At 71.6% G+C, this 18084-nt stretch carries 19 protein-coding genes and 1 tRNA gene; 18 read left to right on the forward strand and 2 right to left on the reverse strand.

Features of this window, described 5'->3' with window-relative positions:
* Positions 1-13 precede the first annotated feature (13 nt).
* The 11 genes from AB4Z14_RS00425 (at position 14) to AB4Z14_RS00475 (ending at position 10511) form a co-directional block, all read left to right on the forward strand.
* On the forward strand, positions 14-1042 hold the full coding sequence (locus tag AB4Z14_RS00425) for a segregation and condensation protein A (RefSeq protein WP_442273427.1): 1029 nt from the start codon (positions 14-16) through the stop codon (positions 1040-1042).
* The gene (scpB, locus tag AB4Z14_RS00430; protein ID WP_442273428.1) at positions 1035-1691 is read left to right on the forward strand and encodes an SMC-Scp complex subunit ScpB; all 657 of its coding nucleotides are present in this window, start codon (positions 1035-1037) and stop codon (positions 1689-1691) included. Before AB4Z14_RS00425 ends, scpB begins: the two co-directional genes overlap by 8 nt.
* A complete protein-coding gene (locus AB4Z14_RS00435; protein ID WP_442273429.1) occupies positions 1688-2650 on the forward strand; it encodes a pseudouridine synthase in 963 nt (320 codons plus the stop codon). The genes scpB and AB4Z14_RS00435 overlap by 4 nt, the downstream gene beginning before the upstream one ends.
* Positions 2651-2696: 46 nt before the next feature.
* Positions 2697-3779: a prephenate dehydrogenase gene (locus tag AB4Z14_RS00440; protein WP_442273430.1), complete on the forward strand. Its 1083-nt coding sequence runs from the start codon at positions 2697-2699 to the stop codon at positions 3777-3779.
* Between the two features lie 58 nt (positions 3780-3837).
* The gene (gene cmk, locus AB4Z14_RS00445) at positions 3838-4545 is read left to right on the forward strand and encodes a (d)CMP kinase (RefSeq protein ID WP_442273431.1); all 708 of its coding nucleotides are present in this window, start codon (positions 3838-3840) and stop codon (positions 4543-4545) included.
* The gene (locus tag AB4Z14_RS00450) at positions 4542-5207 is read left to right on the forward strand and encodes a lysophospholipid acyltransferase family protein (RefSeq protein WP_442273432.1); all 666 of its coding nucleotides are present in this window, start codon (positions 4542-4544) and stop codon (positions 5205-5207) included. The genes cmk and AB4Z14_RS00450 overlap by 4 nt, the downstream gene beginning before the upstream one ends.
* Before the next feature lie 12 nt (positions 5208-5219).
* Positions 5220-6719 carry a ribosome biogenesis GTPase Der gene (gene der / locus AB4Z14_RS00455; RefSeq protein WP_056777170.1) on the forward strand — a complete coding sequence of 500 codons (1500 nt, stop codon included), beginning with the start codon at positions 5220-5222 and terminating at the stop codon, positions 6717-6719.
* Between the two features lie 97 nt (positions 6720-6816).
* Positions 6817-6890 (forward strand) — tRNA-Pro (locus AB4Z14_RS00460).
* A gap of 281 nt (positions 6891-7171) precedes the next feature.
* Positions 7172-7675: a hypothetical protein gene (locus tag AB4Z14_RS00465; protein ID WP_442273433.1), complete on the forward strand. Its 504-nt coding sequence runs from the start codon at positions 7172-7174 to the stop codon at positions 7673-7675.
* A 110-nt stretch (positions 7676-7785) separates the two neighbouring features.
* Positions 7786-8769, forward strand: coding sequence for a hypothetical protein (locus tag AB4Z14_RS00470; protein ID WP_442273434.1), 984 nt, complete (start codon positions 7786-7788; stop codon positions 8767-8769).
* Positions 8769-10511 (forward strand): Ig-like domain repeat protein, encoded by a 1743-nt coding sequence (locus tag AB4Z14_RS00475; RefSeq protein WP_442273435.1) that lies wholly within the window; start codon positions 8769-8771, stop codon positions 10509-10511. The genes AB4Z14_RS00470 and AB4Z14_RS00475 overlap by 1 nt, the downstream gene beginning before the upstream one ends.
* A 47-nt stretch (positions 10512-10558) precedes the next feature.
* Here AB4Z14_RS00475 and AB4Z14_RS00480 read toward each other — a convergent pair whose 3' ends face one another.
* Positions 10559-11362 carry an acyltransferase gene (locus AB4Z14_RS00480; RefSeq protein WP_442273436.1) on the reverse strand — a complete coding sequence of 268 codons (804 nt, stop codon included), beginning with the start codon at positions 11360-11362 and terminating at the stop codon, positions 10559-10561.
* Between the two features lie 130 nt (positions 11363-11492).
* Positions 11493-12917: a YibE/F family protein gene (locus tag AB4Z14_RS00485; protein WP_442273437.1), complete on the reverse strand. Its 1425-nt coding sequence runs from the start codon at positions 12915-12917 to the stop codon at positions 11493-11495.
* Between the two features lie 158 nt (positions 12918-13075).
* On the opposite strand from AB4Z14_RS00485, the gene AB4Z14_RS00490 reads away from it, so the two are divergent.
* The 7 genes from AB4Z14_RS00490 (at position 13076) to ftsR (ending at position 18044) form a co-directional block, all read left to right on the forward strand.
* Positions 13076-13684 (forward strand): CDP-alcohol phosphatidyltransferase family protein, encoded by a 609-nt coding sequence (locus tag AB4Z14_RS00490; RefSeq protein WP_442273438.1) that lies wholly within the window; start codon positions 13076-13078, stop codon positions 13682-13684.
* Positions 13681-14730, forward strand: a complete 1050-nt coding sequence (locus AB4Z14_RS00495; RefSeq protein ID WP_442273439.1) for a DUF881 domain-containing protein — start codon at positions 13681-13683, stop codon at positions 14728-14730. Before AB4Z14_RS00490 ends, AB4Z14_RS00495 begins: the two co-directional genes overlap by 4 nt.
* Positions 14727-15059, forward strand: coding sequence for a small basic family protein (locus AB4Z14_RS00500; protein ID WP_256795581.1), 333 nt, complete (start codon positions 14727-14729; stop codon positions 15057-15059). The genes AB4Z14_RS00495 and AB4Z14_RS00500 overlap by 4 nt, the downstream gene beginning before the upstream one ends.
* Positions 15060-15319: 260 nt before the next feature.
* Entirely contained in the window at positions 15320-16168 is an 849-nt protein-coding gene (locus AB4Z14_RS00505; RefSeq protein ID WP_442273440.1) for a DUF881 domain-containing protein, read from the forward strand.
* Between the two features lie 187 nt (positions 16169-16355).
* Positions 16356-16745, forward strand: coding sequence for a glycine cleavage system protein GcvH (gene gcvH / locus AB4Z14_RS00510; protein ID WP_442273441.1), 390 nt, complete (start codon positions 16356-16358; stop codon positions 16743-16745).
* Between the two features lie 106 nt (positions 16746-16851).
* Positions 16852-17322, forward strand: a complete 471-nt coding sequence (locus tag AB4Z14_RS00515; protein ID WP_056777143.1) for an FHA domain-containing protein — start codon at positions 16852-16854, stop codon at positions 17320-17322.
* Complete coding sequence (ftsR, locus tag AB4Z14_RS00520) at positions 17319-18044, forward strand: transcriptional regulator FtsR (RefSeq protein ID WP_442273442.1); 726 nt, start codon at positions 17319-17321, stop codon at positions 18042-18044. Before AB4Z14_RS00515 ends, ftsR begins: the two co-directional genes overlap by 4 nt.
* Positions 18045-18084 lie beyond the last annotated feature (40 nt).

Consider the following 18084-nt stretch of genomic DNA (forward strand, 5'->3'; position numbering starts at 1 on the left):
CCGCAGTGATCTGATGACCGAGCAGGACACCGTCGACCGCCCCGCGGTCGACGCCGACGACGCTGCCGTGCCCCCGGACGCGATGGTCGAGGTCGCACCCACCCAGGAGCTGACACCCGGCGGTGTCATCACGCGACGCTCGGCAGCCCCCTTCGAGGTGCACCTCGACGTCTTCTCCGGGCCCTTCGACCTCCTGCTCGGCCTCATCAGCAAGCACAAGCTCGACATCACCGAGGTCGCCCTCGCCAAGGTCACCGACGAGTTCGTCGCACACATCAAGACCGCCCAGGCGGCCAACAGCGACTGGGACCTCGGCCAGGCCTCGGAGTTCCTCCTCATCGCGGCGACCCTGCTCGACCTCAAGGCCTCGCGCCTGCTCCCGCAGTCGGGCCCCCAGGACGACGAGGACCTCGCGCTCATCGAGGCGCGTGACCTGCTCTTCGCCCGGCTCCTGCAGTACCGCGCCTACAAGGACATCGCGGCCACCTTCCGTGAGCGCATGGCCACGGCCGGGCGCATCACCCCGCGCCAGGCCGGTCTCGAGCCGGAGTTCGCGGCGCTGCTGCCCGAGCTCGTCATCGCCATCACGCCCGAGCAGTTCGCGATGATCGCCGCCCGGGCGATGACGCCGAAGGTGGCGCCGACCGTCGGGCTCGAGCACCTCCACGCACCGCAGGTCAGCGTCCGGGAGCAGGCGGCGATCATCGTCGAGCGCCTGCGCCACCGCGGACAGGTCTCGTTCCGCAGCCTCGTGGCCGACGCCGACAGCACCCTCGTCATCGTGGCGCGCTTCCTCGCCCTGCTCGAGCTGTTCAAGGAGGCGGCGATCGCCTTCGAGCAGGCCGAGGCGCTCGGCGAGCTCGACATCCGCTGGACGGGCACCGACGACGGCGACATCGCCATCGACGACGAGTTCGACGAGGACGACGAGAACGACGAGAACGACGACGACGTCGAGGGCGCCGAGGGTGACGCGCCGACGCCGGACACCGAGCAGACGGGTGGCGACGCCACCTCACGAAGAGGAGCAGACGATGAGTGACCAGTCGGCGCAGGGGCCCGACGCGACCGTCGAGCCCGGGGTGCCCGATGACCGCGAGGGTGCCGACGAGCAGATCGCCTTCGACATCAACGACTTCCCGGGCGGCGCCCGCTCGGCGCTCGAGGCCGTGCTCATGGTCGTCGACGAGCCGGTGACCGAGGTCGCCCTCGCGTCGGCGCTCGAGCTGCCGGTCCACGACGTGCGGGTCCACCTGCACGCCCTCGAGGAGGAGTATGCCGCCGCGCAGCGCGGGTTCACCCTGCGCAGCGTCGCGGGCGGATGGCGCGTCTACAGCCGGTCCGACTTCGCGCCCGTGGTCGAGAAGTTCGTCCTCGACGGCCAGCAGGCCAAGCTGACCCAGGCCTCGCTCGAGACGCTCGCCGTCATCGCCTACCGCCAGCCGGTGTCCCGCGCCCGGGTCAGTGCGGTCCGCGGCGTCAACGTCGACGGCGTCGTCCGCACGCTGGCGTCGCGCGGCCTCATCGAGGAGGTCGAGGACGTGGGCGAGAGCGGTGCCATGCTCTTCCGCACGACCCCCTACTTCCTCCAGCGGATGGGACTGTCGTCGCTCGACGACCTCCCGGCGTTGGCGCCCTACCTCCCGGACGCCGACGTCATCGACGAGCTCATCGAGGAAGGACACGCATGAGCGAGTACTCCAGGTCCCCCCGCCAGCCGCGCAAGAAGGGGTCCGGGCCCACCGGCGCCCCCGGAAGCGTCGGCGGCGCCCGCCGTGGCGGCCGACCCGTGGCGGGTGGCAAGAGCGCCGGCGGCAAGACCGGCGGCAAGGGTTCCGGCCCGCGCTTCGCGGGCTCGACGAAGGCCAGCCAGCCCACCAGGCTGCCCGACCGCAAGCCCGCACCCGAGATCGACGTCCACGACCCCGACGGCGTGCGCCTGCAGAAGCTCATGGCCGCCGGCGGCGTCGGCTCGCGGCGTGTCTGCGAGAACCTCATCGAGCAGGGGCGCGTCGAGGTCGACGGCCAGATCGTCACGGAGCTCGGCGTGCGCATCAACCCGCAGACCCAGGTCGTCCACGTCGACGGCGTCCGCGTCAACCTCGACGAGGACCGCGTCTACCTCGCCTTCAACAAGCCCAAGGGCGTCGTGACGACCATGCACGACGAGCTCGGCCGCATCTCGCTCGAGGACTACGTCGGCAACCGCGAGCAGCGCCTCTTCCACGTGGGGCGGCTCGACGCCGACACCGAGGGCCTGCTCCTGCTCACCAACGACGGCGACCTCGCCCACCGGCTGCAGCACCCGGCATACGGCGTCCTCAAGACGTACGTCGCGACGATCCGCGGCCCGGTGCAGCGCGACGTCGGCAAGCGCCTGCGCGAGGGCGTCGAGCTCGAGGACGGTCCCGTCAGCGTCGACTCCTTCCGGATCGTCGACCACCAGCCGGGCAAGGCCATGGTCGAGGTGGTGCTCCACGAGGGCCGCAAGCACGTCGTGCGCCGGATGCTCGAGGCGGTCGGGCACCCGGTCCTCGAGCTCGTCCGCACCGAGGTCGGCCCGATCCGTCTCGCCGACCTCAAGTCCGGGCGCACCCGACGCCTCAACAAGGCCGAGGTCGGGGCGCTCTACAAGGCCGCCGGTCTGTGATCCGGACGTCCCGGACCCGGGACGAGCGGCTCGCTACGCTGACGGGGTGAGCACGCACGTCCGCATCGTCGGCGCAGGGCTGATCGGGACCAGTCTCGGGATCGCGCTGTCCAACAACGGATTTCGGGTGTCGCTGGACGACCCTTCACCGACGGCCGTCCAGCTGGCGCGCGACCTCCGGGCGGGCGACATGGCCGAGGACGTGACGGACGCCCCGGACGTCGTCGTCGTCGCGGCGCCGCCCGACGTCGCCGCTCGCGTCGTCGTGGACGCGCTGGACCGGTGGCCCGACGCGGTGGTCACCGACGTCGCCTCCGTCAAGGAGTCGGTGCTCCGCGTCGTCCTCGACTCGGGCGCCGACGCGAGCCGCTACGTCGGGTCGCACCCGATGGCCGGTCGCGAGCGCTCGGGCGCCGCAGCCGCCCGGGCTGACCTCTTCGACGGCCGGGCGTGGGTCGTCGTGCCGCACGAGGCCTCGACCGACGCGGCGGTGCGCCGCGTGAGGGAGCTCGCCCTCGCCGTCGGCTCCGCCGTGCGGGTCATGCCGGCCCACGAGCACGACGAAGCCGTGGCAGCCGTCTCGCACGTGCCCCAGCTCGCGGCGAGCATCGTCGCCGCGTGCCTGCGCGAGCTGCCCGAGTCCGCCGTCGGTCTCGCCGGCCAGGGACTGCGCGACGTGACCCGGATCGCGGCGAGCGACCCGCGGCTCTGGACCCAGATCCTCGCCGGCAACGCACCCGCCGTGCGCGACGTCCTGCGCCACGTCCGCGACCAGGTCGACGACGTCGTCGGGGCCCTCGACACCCTCGTGGACGCCGACGGCGCCGGCTCGCTCGGCACGCTGAGCCGGGTCCTCGAGGCCGGCAACCTCGGCCACGCACGGATCCCCGGCAAGCACGGTGCGGCTCCCGCGGCGTACGAGGTGGTCTCCGTCGTCGTCCCCGACAAGCCGGGATCACTGGCCCGACTGCTCACGGACGTCGGCCACGCCGGCATCAACCTCGAGGACCTCCACCTCGAGCACGGGCTCGGGCAGGCCGTCGGCGTCGCCGAGATCTCGGTCGTGCCCGCGTCCGTCGAGCCGTTGCGAGCCGAGCTGGCCCGCCTCGGCTGGCGCGTGCACGACTGAGGCTCCGGTTGTCGGGCGGGTCCCGGGGCGGGTCGGTCGAGGCACTATCCTCGTCCGCATGCCGCAGACCCCCGAGGACCCCCTGTCCGGTTTCGTCATCGCCGTGGACGGTCCCTCGGGGTCCGGCAAGTCGAGCGTCAGCAAGCAGGTGGCCCGGACCCTCGGCTACGGCTTCCTCGACACCGGGGCCATGTACCGCGCCCTCACCTGGTGGTGCCTCCACGAAGGTGTCGACCTCGCCGATGCCGACGCGATCACCGCTGCGGCGCAACGGTTTCCGCTGTCCATCGGCACTGATCCCGACGCGCCGACGGTGGAGGTCGGCGGTATCGACGTCGCCGCGGCCATCCGCGAGACCGGCATCTCGACGAACGTGTCCGCGGTCGCCACCGTCGTCCCCGTCCGCGAGATCCTGCGGGTCCTCCAGCGCCGTCTCATCTCCGAGGCCGCCGCGGCCACCGGCGGTGTCGTGGCCGAGGGACGCGACATCACGACCGTCGTCGCACCCGATGCGCCGGTGCGCATCCTGCTCACCGCCTCCGAGGAGGCCCGCCTCGCACGACGCTCGACCGAGCTGCACGGAGCTGCGGACGCCGACGCCGTCGCGGCGACCCGCTCGCAGATCGTCGACCGCGACAAGGCGGACTCCGCCGTGTCGGAGTTCACGGTCGCCGCCGACGGCGTCACGACGATCGACACCTCCCACCTCGACTTCGAGGGCTCGGTCGAGGCGGTGCTCCAGGTGGTCGAAGCGGCCCGGGCATGAGCCAAGCGGTCGCTCCCCATCCGAACCGGGCCCGGATCGGCCGCCCGATCGGCAAGGTCATCTTCAGCTCCCTCTACCGGGGCGTGGCCCTGCACCCCGAGCGGGTGCCGCTCACGGGGCCGGTCATCCTCGTCGCCAACCACGCGGCGTTCCTCGACGGGCCCCTCGTCTTCGGCCTGGCGCCGCGCGCCGTGAGCTTCCTCGTCAAGCAGGAGGCCTTCTCGGGCTTCTGGGGCTGGACGATCCGCAACGTCGGCCAGATCCCCGTCGACCGCTCCGTCGGAGACCGCGCGGCGCTGGCCTCGGCCAGCGCCGTCCTCGAGGGCGGGGGTGCGGTCGGGATCTTTCCCGAGGGCAACCGCGGTGACGGTGAGGTCCACCAGGTCAACCACGGGGCCGCCTGGATCGCGCTGCGCACCGACGCGCAGATCGTGCCGGTCGCGGTCAGCGGGACTCGCGTCCCGGGCGCGACGAAGGACGACTGGCCGCCCTTCCGGTCGCGACTTCTCGTCGACTTCGGGGACCCGTTCCGGCTCGTCGTCGACCCCTCAGCGCCCGGTCGGGACCGCCTCCGGCTGGCCAGTGACCACCTGCGGGACGCCCTCGCGTCACATGTACGCCGCTCGCGGGTGGAGAATGGTTCCTCAACAGACGTTCACTGATTCGAGGACACCGTGACTGACGAGACCGCCCGCCCCATCGACGAGGGCGCTCCGATCTCGACCGCCGACCCCTCCGTCGACGACGCCGCCGTGGAGCGCGCCCTGCGCGCCGGGCTCGACGACTTCGAGCTCAGCCCCGAGGACCAGGCGCTGCTCGACGCCCAGGGGCCGATCTCCGACGACGGCGCGGGGCAGGGCCCGCTGCCCGTCGTGGCCGTGGTCGGCCGACCCAACGTCGGCAAGTCGAGCCTGGTCAACCGCATCCTGCGGCGCCGCGAGGCCGTCGTCGAGGACGTGCCGGGTGTGACGCGTGACCGCGTCTCCTACGAGGCCGAGTGGGGCGGGCGCCGCTTCACCATCGTCGACACCGGCGGCTGGGAGGCGGACGCCACTGGCATCCACCTGCGCGTCGCCGAGCAGGCCGAGATCGCGATCGACCTCGCCGACGTCGTCATGTTCGTCGTCGACGCCACGGTCGGCGCGACGGACGACGACGAGGCGGTCGTCAAGCTGCTGCGTCGCTCCGGCAAGCCGGTGGTGCTCGTCGCCAACAAGGTCGACGACCAGCGCGGCGAAGCCGACGCGGCGATGCTGTGGAGCCTCGGCCTCGGCCAGCCGTTCCCGGTGTCCGCCGTCCACGGCCGCGGGAGCGGCGACGCCCTCGACGCCGTGCTCGAGGTGCTGCCCGACGTGTCCGCGCACGGCGCGTACGCCCAGGGTGGTCCGCGGCGGGTGGCGCTCGTCGGGCGCCCCAACGTCGGCAAGTCGAGCCTGCTCAACCGTCTCGCGGGCTCCGAACGCGTCGTCGTCGACAACGTGGCCGGCACCACGCGCGACCCGGTCGACGAGCTCATCGAGCTCGGCGGCAAGACCTGGCGCTTCGTCGACACCGCCGGCATCCGGCGCCGCGTCCACCAGAGCCGGGGCGCGGACTTCTACGCGTCGCTGCGCACCCAGACGGCCCTGGAGAAGGCCGAGGTGGCCGTCGTGCTCATCGACGCCGAGGAGCCCATCGCCGAGCAGGACATCCGTGTCGTGCAGCAGGTCATCGACTCGGGCCGAGCCCTCGTCATCGCGTACAACAAGTGGGACACCCTCGACGAGGAGCGCCGCTACTACCTCGAGCGCGAGATCGAGAAGGAGCTCGTCCAGGTGCCGTGGGCTCCCCGGGCCAACGTGTCCGCGCGCACGGGCCGTCACATGGACCGCCTCGTGCCCGCCATCGAGACCGCCCTCGAGTCGTGGGACACCCGTGTCCCCACCGGCCGGCTCAACGCCTTCCTCGGCGAGATCGTGGCCGCCCACCCGCACCCGCTGCGTGGTGGCAAGCAGCCCCGCATCCTCTTCGCCACCCAGGCCTCGACGCGTCCGCCGCGCTTCGTCATCTTCGCGTCGGGCTTCATCGAGGCCGGCTACCGCCGCTTCATCGAGCGTCGCCTGCGCGAGCAGTTCGGCTTCGAGGGCACGCCGATCGAGGTCTCGGTCCGCGTCCGCGAGAAGCGCCGGCGCTGACCTGCCGCTGTCCCGAGGGGCACACGGCCGCTCACGGGGGCCGATTGGGACCAGCGGCATCCGGTGCGCTAATGTTCCTTTCGCCCCGAGGGGCATTCGGGCTGTGGCGCAGCTTGGTAGCGCACTTGACTGGGGGTCAAGGGGTCGCAGGTTCAAATCCTGTCAGCCCGACCGAACGACGAAGGGCCGCACTCTCCACGGAGAGGGCGGCCCTTCGTCGTGCCCTCGCTCGTGTGCTGGTCGCGCGTGCCGTCGACGGGTCTGAATCCGCTTGTTGTGCAAGGTGTCCCGGCCGTCACTGCAAGGTCTCCACCGTGGCCACAAGCAACCCGCAAGGTATGCGCAACGTTGTCCGAGGTGCCCCTGAATCGGCCGAATCGCGTGTCACTGTTCCCTCAGCAGCACACCAAGAACCGGTAGAGCCACTCGAGGGAAAGGTCATGGGGATCACCATGCGCACTCAGAAGAAGTCCAGCTCCAAGAAGAAGAAGTCCGCAGCCTTCCTCGCAGCCGGGGTCATCGGCCTCGCGACCGCCGGTGGCGCCTACGCCTACTGGACGAGCCTCGGTGGTGGCACCGGCACGGCCACCACGCGGGCCGGGGCGAGCAACGTCTTCCTCGTCACGGGCGGCAGCGCGACGGCGATGTACCCCGGGGACTCGGCGCAGACGGTCACCGCCACGGTCAAGAACACCGGCACCGAGAACTACAAGATCCAGGCGGTCAAGGCCTACGTCACGACGAACAAGACGGACTGCGACGGCACCGACTACAAGCTGAACGGCGCGGTGGCCCCGGTCTCCGAGGCCACGGCCGCCTCCCTCGCCATCACGTCGGTCGACCTCGCGCCGGCCGCGACGACCACCGTCGACTACACCCTCCAGTTCAACAACAAGACGACGAACCAGGACGCCTGCAAGGGCGCCACGGTGACCATCAACTACGTCGCCAGCTGAGACCCGGGAGGGGTGGGACGCCGCATCGACCCCGGCGCCCCGCCCCTTCCGCGTCCCTCGCACGACCGCACGAAGCGCTGGCCCGCATCGACCACGACGGGGGGAGTCCCATGAAGACGCCGACGAACGCCAGGCACACCGCCCTGGCGCTGCTCGGCGTCTTCGTCGCGTTCCTCGTCGCGGTCCACGGGATGCCCCGTGCGGCCTCGGGCCACTCTGTCGTCAGCCCCGTCATCACCTCGCGTCCGGCCGACCCGTCAGCCAGTACGACGGCGACGTTCGCCTTCGCGGCCCTGTCTGGTGCCGGCTTCCGGTGCGCCCGAGACGGGTCCTCCTTCACGGCGTGCGCGAGCCCGGTCACCTACACCGGCCTCGCGCAGGGCAGGCACACCTTCAGCGTCGTGACGGTCGTTGCCGGCGCCGAGAGCATCTCCACGGCATACGGCTGGGTCGTCGACACCGTGGCACCGCCCGCTCCCGTGCTGACCACGGTGCCGGCGAACCCCACGAGCAACGCGACGAACACCGCGAGCTGGACCAGCGCCGGGGCGGGGGCCACGTTTCGCTGCTCCCTCGAGAACGGCGCCTGGACCACGTGCACGTCGCCGCTGACGTGGGTCATCGACACCTCGAACAACGGGCAGCACCAGATGGCCGTCCTGGCCGTCGATGCAGCGGGCAACGTCTCCGCGACAACGCCCTACGCGTTCACGTACCAGAAGGGCCTCCGCGAGAGCGGCCTGCCCTTCACCGTCGCGGGCAGCGTCGGTGACCTCGTGCCGGGCGTGTGGCGTCCCCTCTCGGTGACGGTCACGAACCCGAACCCCGTCACCATCAGGGTCTCGGCCCTGACGGTCGCCGTCGCGGCCGACAGCACCCCACCGGGCTGCACCTCGGCAGCGAACCTCGAGCTGCGCCAGCCCTCGGTCACGACGAGCTCCGTGCTGCTCGTCCCGTCACGCGGCTCGGTCACTCTTCCCGGCCAGGGAGTGGCGACCGCGCAGATCCGCCTGCGCAACCTCCCCACCGTCAACCAGGACGTCTGCAAGAACAAGAGCTTCGCGTTCACGTGGTCGGGGACGGCGAGCAACTGATGCCCGCCCCGACACCCCCGAAGACGCGCGCACGCCGTGCAGCCCCGAGCCGCGGCGTGCGCGCCCTCCACGTCACCGTCCTGCTGGTGGTGCTCATGACGGTGTCCGGCACCGCCTGGGCGTCCTGGACCGTGACCGGACGCGGCACCGGCACGGCCCCGACGGCGATCCTCACGGCCCCGACGTCGGTCACGGCCACGGCAGCCGACGGGGCCACGACCGTGTCGGTCGCATGGTCCGGGCCGACGACGGGGGTGGCTCCCACGGGCTACCGCGTCGACCGCACCGACGTCGCCTCCGCTGCCACCGTCGCCGCCTGCGGCACGTCGCCCTCCTCGCTCGTCGCCACGACCTCCTGCAGCGACGCTGCGCTACCGGACGGGAGCTACCGCTACACCGTCGTCGCCGTGCGCTCCGGGTGGACGGCGACGAGCGCATCGAGCGCCTCCGTGACCGTCCTGGCCTCGGTTCGCACGAGCACCTCGGTGACGTCGTCGGCCAACCCGTCGGTGGTCGGGCAGCCCGTGACCTACACCGCCACCGTCAGCGCGGCCTCCGGGACACCGACCGGGGCGGTCGCGTTCCGCGACGGCAGTTCCGCAATGACGTGCGCCGGCGGCTCCCAGACGCTCAGTTCCGGCACCGCGACGTGCACCGTGCCCCAGGCGTCCGCCGGCACCCGGTCGATCACGGCGGCGTATGCCGGGTCGGCACCGTACGCGGCGTCGTCGTCGTCCTCGCTGTCGCAGGTCGTCGCCCCGGCATCGACGGCGACGTCACTCACGTCGTCGGCGAACCCTTCGACCGTCGGTCAGCCCGTGACCTACACGGCCACCGTGTCGGTGTCCGCGCCCGGAGGCGGCGTCCCGAGCGGGACGGTCACCTTCAAGGACGGCTCGACGCCCTTGGCCTGCACGGGCGGCACCCAGACCCTCGGCTCCGGATCGGCGACCTGCGTGGTGACCCACACCGCTGCCGGGACGCGCAGCGTCACCGCCGTCTACTCCGGCTCGGCCGACCACCTCACGTCGACCTCGCAGGCCGTCAGCCAGGTCGTCGGGGCGGCGGCCACGACGACCACCCTGACGACCTCGGCGCAGACGGTCCGGAGCGGCCAGAGCGTCACCTACACCGCGACCGTGGCGGCCACGGCTCCCGGCGGGGGAGTGCCGACCGGCACCGTGACCTTCAAGGACGGCTCGACCGTGATCAGCTGCTCGTCCGGCACGCAGACCCTCGGCGCGTCGGGTGTCGCCACGTGCACGACGACCTTCACGACGACCGGCACCCGGTCGGTCACGGCGGCGTATGCCGGCACGACGAACCACTCGGCGTCGACGTCCGCATCGCTGAGCCAGGGGGTCGTCGCCGGCCAGACGGCCGGGCTCATCTTCTCGGGCGTCACCATCAACGGCATCGCGGCGACGCCGAGCTGCTCAGGAACCGTCGGCACCTCCTTCACGTGCACGGTCGCCGGTGGCAACAACGCCGTCATCGCGGCCAACGTCGGCTTTGGCAGCAGCACGCAGACGGCGGTGTCCTACAGCGGCTCGACGGAGACCATCAACTGGTCCTCGACGGGCAAGAACGCCGCCACGGGGACGGTCACGGTGGCCGCGAACGCCACGACCTCGACCGCCCCGGTCTCCGCGAGGAAGACCGGCTCGAACGCGGCGTCGGTCACCGTGACATTCACGGAGTCCGGTGGGTCGACGTGGACCGCGGTGCTGACGGTCTCCTGAGCGTCAGCGTCCCGGACTCCCCAGAATCCTCAGAGCCCCTGGCGGGCTCAGGCGCGACGGGTCAGCGCGTCGGCCCTGGCCCGGACGGCCTTGAGTCTCCGGCGCGTGCGTCGGCGGGCGCCGGCGTAGATCTCGCGGCTCCGTGACGGCCTGCTGCCGGGGTCGACGGTCAGGGTCCAGTAGTCGGTCGACTTCTTGACCGAGGCCACGGTCGGCTTCCGGTAGGGCGGGTCGAGGGTGAGGTGCGGGCGCTCCCAGGCCACGTTCCGCTTGACGACCTTCGCCGGTGAGCCAGCGCCGACGACGTTGTTGGGCAGGGACCGCGTCACGACCGAGCGCATGCCGACGACGGTGCCGTCGCCGATGGTCACGCCACCGAGGACGCAGGCGCCGAGGCCGAGCCACACGTGGTTGCCGATGACGATCGACCGGGCCGCGTTGACGCGCTTGCCGGTGCGGACGTCGAAGATGGGGTGGCCGTCGTCGGCGCGGATCTGGATGTCGGACGCGATCATGACGTCGTCGCCGATCGTGATCGACGTGCCCTCCGCCGTCGACATCGCCACCGTCGTCGTCGACGACACGTTCTTGCCGATCCGCACCTGGCAGCCGTCCCCGACGCGGATCGCCGCGCGCAGACCCGGCACGCCGCGGCTGCTGCCGATCTCCACGAGGCCGTCGTCGCAGTCGAAGTCGACGAAGAGCTGGGCGATGTTCTGCTGGCTCGCGACACGCAGGACGTTGTTGCGTCCCTTGAACTTCACCCGGATGTTCTTGTCGACGCTCCCGCTGAACTCGATGCGGTTACCCCGGTCGTCGTCGTACGCCTCGAGGGTCGTCACATGGTTCATGGCGGCGAGCCTAGTGGTTGCCGAGAACTGGTTGAAAGCCCGACGAGCGCCGGCAGACTCGAGCTGCGAGGTGACCGGCGCAGGTGCCAGTCGCGGGCGGTGCCGGTCTTTCGGTGACGGCACGAACCGGTCAGGAGGAGGACATCCTCGAGCGTGCCTCGGCCCGCGTCGTGGGTGCCGGCGGCCCGCTCGCAGCCCGGACGAGGTCAACTGCGGTGGGGCCCTGGTGCTCCGGCTCGTCGACCGTGCGCGGCAGACCCGGGCCGCGTCCGTCGCCGTCCACCGGCGCACGCGTCCGCGCTGCACCGACGGTGAGGGCCGCGACCGCCGTCGTGACGGGTACGGCGAGCACGAGGCCGATGGCGCTGGCGAGCGTGCGCACGATCTCCTCCGAAAGCGACTCCGTCTGGAGCATCTCGAGCACAGGCCGCTCGTAGAGGAAGAGGAGGAGCAGCACGGGTAGCGCGGCACCGGCATACGCGAAGACGATCGTGTAGATCGTCGAGGCGATGTGGTCGCGCCCGATGCGCATGCCCGACTGGAAGAGCGCCCGTCGCCCCATCGAGGGGGCCGCCGCACGCAGCTCCCACACGGCCGAGGACTGCGTGATCGTCACGTCATTGAGGACCCCCAGACCGGCGACGATGAACGCGCACGTCAGCAGCTCGCGCGGGTTCATCGTCGTGACGAAGGAGGCCAGGGTGGCACCCTCGTCGTTGGCCACCCCGCTGAGGCGTGCCAGGTCGACGGCGAGCAGACCCAGACCCGCCGTGACCGCGACGCCGAAGAGCGTGCCGGCGAGGGCCGTGCTCGTCCGCACCGAGAGCCCGTGGGCGAGGTAGAGGACGACGAACATGATCGCCGAGGAGCCGATGAGGGCCACGAGCAGCCCCGACTGGCCCTCGAGCAGGGCCGGCAGCATGAACTTGACGACGACGAAGCCGCCGAAGACGAGACCGACGAGGGCCAGGATCCCGCGCCACCGCGCGACCACCGCCACGACGACGAGGAAGAGCGCGAGCATGAGCGACAGGGGAGCCCCGCGCTGCACCTGGAGGAAGGAGTACGTCTCGGGCTGCGTGTCCTGGGGCGGGGTCCGCAGCAGCATGACGGTGTCGCCCTCGCGCAGGCCGGACGTGGAGACCGCGGGAGGCACCGAGACGGACACGACCGGACGCACGTCGCCGGAACTCGCGGTGGGTTGCTCGAGCTGCACCGTGATCGCGCCGCAGGTGGGGTTGCCGTCGACGACGTCACCGCCCTGGCCGGCGGCGGGGCCGCCCGCCGTGCTGCCCTCGGCCCCCTCGCAGACCGGGAGGACCCGCTGGACCTCGGCGACGGGGAAGGTCACCCCGGGAGCCGCGAAGTCGGACGTGCCCACCCGGACGGCCGCCTGCGACTCCGCCGGCCAGTAGCGCACGAGACCGAAGATCGTGGCCGCGGCAGCGAGGGTGATCAGGAGGGTGAGGCCTACTCGGGCCAGCGTGCTGACGGCGACGGTGCCGGACGCTGCACGGGCTCCGTGGTCGTGGCTGTGCGAGTGTCCGCCGGGCATGGTGCCGAGTGTGCCAGAGCAGACCGGCGTGGACGCACCCGCGGCACCGGCCCTCGCACGTTCCTCGCGGACTCCCTCCTCGCTCGACGAGGGGTCGTGTCCGGATCGATGCCGGGCACGGATCTCGGCCACTCCGGACGCCCGTTAGGCTTGCCGCCGTGGAGGTCGAGAGAGCGGGGGAGCGCGAGCACGTCGTGACGGAGCGCCTGCTGACGATCCCCAACGTGCTGTCGGTGCTCCGGCTTCTCGGCGTGCCCGTCTTCCTCTGGGCGATCGTCTCGGAGCGCGACGGGCTGGCCTTCTTGCTGCTCTTGTTCTCGGGTGTCACCGACTACCTCGACGGCAAGATCGCCCGTCGGTTCAACATGGAGAGTCGCCTGGGCCAGTTCCTCGACCCCATCGCCGACCGGCTGTACATCCTCACGACCCTCGTCGGGCTCATGTGGCGCGAGATCATCCCGGTCTGGCTCGTCGTCGTGCTCCTCGCCCGCGAGGTCGTCATGGCCCTGATGCTGCTCTACCTGCGCAGCAAGGGACAGCTCGGCCTGCCCGTTCACTTCGTCGGCAAGGCCGCGACGTTCAACCTGCTCTACGCCTTCCCCCTGCTGCTCCTCGCGCACCGTGACGACTGGCTCGGCGACCTCGTCCGCCCCATCGGCTGGGGCTTCGCGTGGTGGGGCGTCGTCCTCTACTGGCTCGCCGCCGTGCTGTATGCCGTCCACGCCCGCCTCGTGCTGACGCAGCGCCCTCAGGTGGTGACCCCATGAGCCCCGAGCGGCGTCCGGACGAGTCGATGACGCTGCTGACCACGATGATGGAGCGGCCCCTCGACGCGGGTTACCAAGAGGCCGCCGACCGACGGGTCGCGGCCGGGCTGCCCGGAGCCACCTCCACGCGCACCGTCCTCGTCGTCGTCCTGGCGATCCTCACCGGCTTCCTCTTCGCCGTGGCGGCGCAGTCGCTGCGACCGAAGCCGACCGCTGCCGCGGCCGTGAAGAAGGAGCTCGTCACGCGCATCGAGGCGCTGCAGAAGCACGGGACCGACCAGGAGGCCAAGGTGGCCGCCCTCGGCAAGCAGGTGCGTGACTACGAGGCCCTCGCCCTCCAGCAGTCGGGGGGCACCGACCTCACGAGCACCATCAAGGACCTCGAGGTCCAGGCCGGAGCCGTGCCCCTCACGGGGCCCGGGCTGACGCTGACCCTCGACGACGCCGCCTCGACCGACGCCGGCGCCGACGCGGGGACCCGCCCGAGCAGCGGGTTCCAGGAGGGACGGGTGACCTCCGGCGACCTCCAGATCATCGTCAACGGCCTCTGGGGGGCCGGAGCCGAGGCGATCTCGATCAACGGGCACCTGCTCAGCTCCACGGCCGCCATCCGGTTCGCCGGGCAGGCGATCATCGTCGACTTCCGACCGCTGTCACGGCCCTACGTCATCACCGCCCTCGGCGACTCGCAGGGCATGCAGCAGCTCTTCGAGCCCTCGTTCGCGGGGCTCTACCTCTCCCAGCTGACCGACGAGTACAAGATCCGGTCGATCATGGCGGGGAGCGACTCCCTGACCGTGCCCGGAGACTCGGCCGTGCGGCTCGAGGTCGCAGAGCCCGTCGGTCCGCCCGTAGGCTCGACCATGCCGGGCGCCACGACGCTGCAGCAGGGCACGACCGCCCCGAAGCGGAGCGCGGGTGCGGGTGTGGCCCCGACCGGCACGGGCACGTCGACGGCGCGCTCGCCCTCGGACACCCCGAGCGGCACCACCGACTCCGGGACCGGCAGCCCGGCGTCACCGACCAGTCAGGAGAACCCTTCGTGATCCCAGTTCTCGGCCTTCTGGCCGGACTCGCGGTGGGGCTCTTCCTCGATCCCTCGGTGCCCGTGTGGCTCCAGCCGTACCTGCCGATCGCGGTCATCGCCGCTCTCGACGCCGTCTTCGGCGCCCTCCGCGCAATCCTCGACGGCATCTTCAACGACAAGGTCTTCGTCGTCTCCTTCCTGTCCAACGTCGTCGTCGCCGCGTTCATCGTCTTCCTCGGCGACCAGCTCGGCGTCGGCTCGCAGCTCTCGACCGGTGTCGTCGTCGTCCTCGGCGTGCGGATCTTCTCCAACGTGGCCTCGATCCGCCGGCACCTGTTCAAGGCCTGAGCATGGGCAAGCGCAAGAAGGGTCGTCCCGCTCCCCCTCCTGTCGACCGGCCGGAGCCGCTCGTCGACGCCGCAGAGGGGAAGACCGCCGACAGCGCGCCGGCTCCGGAGACGCCGACCGAACCGCTTCCTGAGTCGCTTCCTGAGTCGCTTCCTGAGTCGCTTCCTGAGCCGACTCCCGAGCCGCCGACCGAGCCCGCGCTCGAATCGCCTGCGGAACCGGCTGTGACGTCGCCCTTGGAGCCGTCAGCGCAACCAGCCGTGGCTGCGGCTCCCGTGCTCGACGCCCGTGCCGCCGAGTCACGGTCGCCCGACGCACCGTCGTCCGAGGCGCCCTCGCCCGAGATCACGCCATCGGGTGCGCCCGAGAACGGGACGAGCCGGGTGCCCGTCGAGGGGCAGGCCGCGTGGACGCGCCTGCTCAAGATGAGCCGCCCGCGCGCCACCCGGGCCAACCTGCTGGCGGCCCTGCTTGCCGTGCTCCTCGGTGCCGGCATCGCGGCCCAGGTGCAGCTGACCAACCAGCGCGGGCTCGACGAGCTGAGCCAGACCGATCTCGTCCGGGTGCTCGACGACATCTCGCTGCGCTCGTCCCGCCTCGACCAGCAGGTGCGCGAGCTCGAGTCCACCCGCGACCGGCTCAAGAACGGCACGGGCACCGCGGCCGAGGCCCTCGAGCAGGCACAGAAACGCGTCGACACCCTCGGCATCCTGGCCGGCACCCTCGCGGCCAAGGGTCCCGGCATCACGCTGCGCATCACGGACCCGACCAACGCCGTGACCGGTCCGATCGTCCTCGACATCATCCAGGAGCTCCGGGACGCGGGCGCCGAGTCGATCGACGTCGGCGGTGTCCGCGTCGTGGCCTCGTCGTTCGTCGGTGACCGGGACGGCGAGATCTTCGTCGACGGGGTGCAGGTGACCCGGCCCCTCGTGATCAAGGTGATCGGTGACTCGAAGACGCTCTCGTCGGCGATGACGATCCCCGGCGGCATCGTCGAGTCGGTGCGGCAGAAGGGCGCCGAGGCCAGCGTCACCGAGTCGAGCCTCGTCGAGATCACCTCGCTGCACCGACCGACCGAGATGACCCACGCGAAGCCCGTCGAGTGACGGCACCGGGGTGCCGGCGACGACGCACGACCAACCGCTGCGGCTCTCGGTGGGGCCCACTTCCTGCGCTCGTCGCGCGGGCATGGCATCCTCTCAGGTGCCACCGCATCACCAGCGACACCAGCGCCCAGCAGCACGCGCATCCACCGCGACCCCGACCGGGGCCGTCCACTGACGAAGGAGCGACATGAGCGACCTGGACTACCCCTCCGACCTGCGCTACACCAGCGACCACGAGTGGGTCCGCGTCGGCGAGGACGGAGTGGTCCGCATCGGCATCACGTCCTTCGCCCAGGACGCGCTGGGCGACGTCGTCTACGTGTCCCTGCCCGCCGTCGGCGACACCGTGACGCCCGGGGACTCGTGTGGCGAGGTCGAGTCGACGAAGTCGGTCAGCGACGTCTACGCCCCCCTCGAGGGCGAGGTGACGGCCACCAACGCCGCCCTGGACTCCTCACCCGAGCTGATCAACTCCGACCCCTACGGTGAGGGCTGGATGTTCGAGCTGCGCCTGGCCGACGCCTCGGCCGTCGAGGGCCTCATGGACGCCTCGACGTACACCGCGTCGCTGACCTGACGCCCGACAGCAGCCTGTCCGCCGCCGTGCTGGGGCAGGCTCCGACCCGCCCGGGTCAACTAGAGTGGATGGACCCGAATCCGCCCGCACCACAGAGGAGGACCGCATGTCGAGCGACCTGCCCGACCCCGACGACATGAACGTCGAACCCCGCACCATGCGGTTCCAAGGCGTGCCGTCGCTGGACAGCGACCACGTCGACACCGTCGACGCCCGGGGCCTCACGGCCGAGGACCAGGCCACCATCGAGGCCCTGCGACCCGGGACCGCCCTGCTCGTCGTGCTCCGCGGTCCCAACACGGGCGCCCGCTTCCTGCTCGACGACCAGGAGGTGGCCGCCGGCCGACACCCGGATTCCGACATCTTCCTCGACGACGTCACCGTGTCGCGCAAGCACGCGGCGTTCGTCGCGCAGGGTGGCGGCTACGTCGTCCGCGACGCCGGCTCCCTCAACGGCACCTACGTCAACCGCGAGCGGATCGACGAGGCGCCCCTGCACCAGGGTGACGAGGTCCAGATCGGCAAGTTCCGCCTCGTCTACTACTCGTCCGGAGCGCCCCAGCAATCACCCGCATGACTGCAGCCACGGTGGCCGGCGACGGGGGAGCGCCGGCACCCCGCCGTCTGACGATCGGCAAGGTGCTGGCGGCCCTCTCCGAGGACTTCCCCGACGTCACCGCGTCGAAGATCCGCTTCCTCGAGGCCGAGGGCCTGGTGCTGCCGCACCGTACGGCCTCGGGCTACCGCACCTACACCGACGACGACGTGCGCCGGCTGCACTACATCCTGTCCGCGCAGCGCGACCGCTACTGGCCGCTCAAGGTCATCCGGGAGGCGCTCGACGCGCTCGACCGTGGTCTGTCGGATCCCGGCGGGGAGTCGGGTGGCCGGCCCCGGCCGCCCGCGCCCTCGGCGGACCCCGAGGTCCCGACGCCGCACGACCTGACGGCTCGAAGCGACGTGTCGCTCACGGGCCCGGAGCTGCGCGAGGCGACCGGCATCGACCGCGACACGATGCTCGCCCTCGAGACGTACGGACTGCTCCAGCCCGACGAGAAGGGCCACTTCGGCCACGATGCGCTGGCGATCGCCGCCGCAGCCCGGACCCTCGCCGGACACGGCCTCGAGGCGCGTCACCTGCGTCCGTTCCGCACCGCCGCCGACCGCGAGATCGGCCTCGTCGACCAGGTCCTGGCCACGCGTTCCGGGAGCGGCACGCGGGAGGAGCGAGCGGGCGAGATCGCTTCTGCCTGCATCGCGTTGCACGTCGCGCTGGTCCGCGCCGGCCTGTCCCGCTGAGGCCGTCCCCACCGTCCACGGGCCGGGGTACGGTGGAGGA

Origin of the sequence: Terrabacter sp. 2TAF16 (genome assembly GCF_052115065.1) — a bacterium.
Lineage (GTDB): Bacteria > Actinomycetota > Actinomycetes > Actinomycetales > Dermatophilaceae > Terrabacter.

What these genes read in the sequence shown, in the direction of transcription:
- AB4Z14_RS00515 (WP_056777143.1), top strand. Translation starts at nt 16,852, where the DNA reads ATGTCGAGCGACCTGCCCGACCCCGACGACATGAACGTCGAACCCCGC.
- AB4Z14_RS00475 (WP_442273435.1), top strand. Translation starts at nt 8,769, where the DNA reads ATGCCCGCCCCGACACCCCCGAAGACGCGCGCACGCCGTGCAGCCCCG.
- AB4Z14_RS00485 (WP_442273437.1), bottom strand. Translation starts at nt 12,917, where the DNA reads ATGCCCGGCGGACACTCGCACAGCCACGACCACGGAGCCCGTGCAGCG.
- gcvH (WP_442273441.1), top strand. Translation starts at nt 16,356, where the DNA reads ATGAGCGACCTGGACTACCCCTCCGACCTGCGCTACACCAGCGACCAC.
- AB4Z14_RS00470 (WP_442273434.1), top strand. Translation starts at nt 7,786, where the DNA reads ATGAAGACGCCGACGAACGCCAGGCACACCGCCCTGGCGCTGCTCGGC.
- AB4Z14_RS00450 (WP_442273432.1), top strand. Translation starts at nt 4,542, where the DNA reads ATGAGCCAAGCGGTCGCTCCCCATCCGAACCGGGCCCGGATCGGCCGC.
- AB4Z14_RS00425 (WP_442273427.1), top strand. Translation starts at nt 14, where the DNA reads ATGACCGAGCAGGACACCGTCGACCGCCCCGCGGTCGACGCCGACGAC.
- AB4Z14_RS00480 (WP_442273436.1), bottom strand. Translation starts at nt 11,362, where the DNA reads ATGAACCATGTGACGACCCTCGAGGCGTACGACGACGACCGGGGTAAC.
- ftsR (WP_442273442.1), top strand. Translation starts at nt 17,319, where the DNA reads ATGACTGCAGCCACGGTGGCCGGCGACGGGGGAGCGCCGGCACCCCGC.
- AB4Z14_RS00495 (WP_442273439.1), top strand. Translation starts at nt 13,681, where the DNA reads ATGAGCCCCGAGCGGCGTCCGGACGAGTCGATGACGCTGCTGACCACG.
- AB4Z14_RS00435 (WP_442273429.1), top strand. Translation starts at nt 1,688, where the DNA reads ATGAGCGAGTACTCCAGGTCCCCCCGCCAGCCGCGCAAGAAGGGGTCC.
- cmk (WP_442273431.1), top strand. Translation starts at nt 3,838, where the DNA reads ATGCCGCAGACCCCCGAGGACCCCCTGTCCGGTTTCGTCATCGCCGTG.
- scpB (WP_442273428.1), top strand. Translation starts at nt 1,035, where the DNA reads ATGAGTGACCAGTCGGCGCAGGGGCCCGACGCGACCGTCGAGCCCGGG.
- AB4Z14_RS00465 (WP_442273433.1), top strand. Translation starts at nt 7,172, where the DNA reads ATGCGCACTCAGAAGAAGTCCAGCTCCAAGAAGAAGAAGTCCGCAGCC.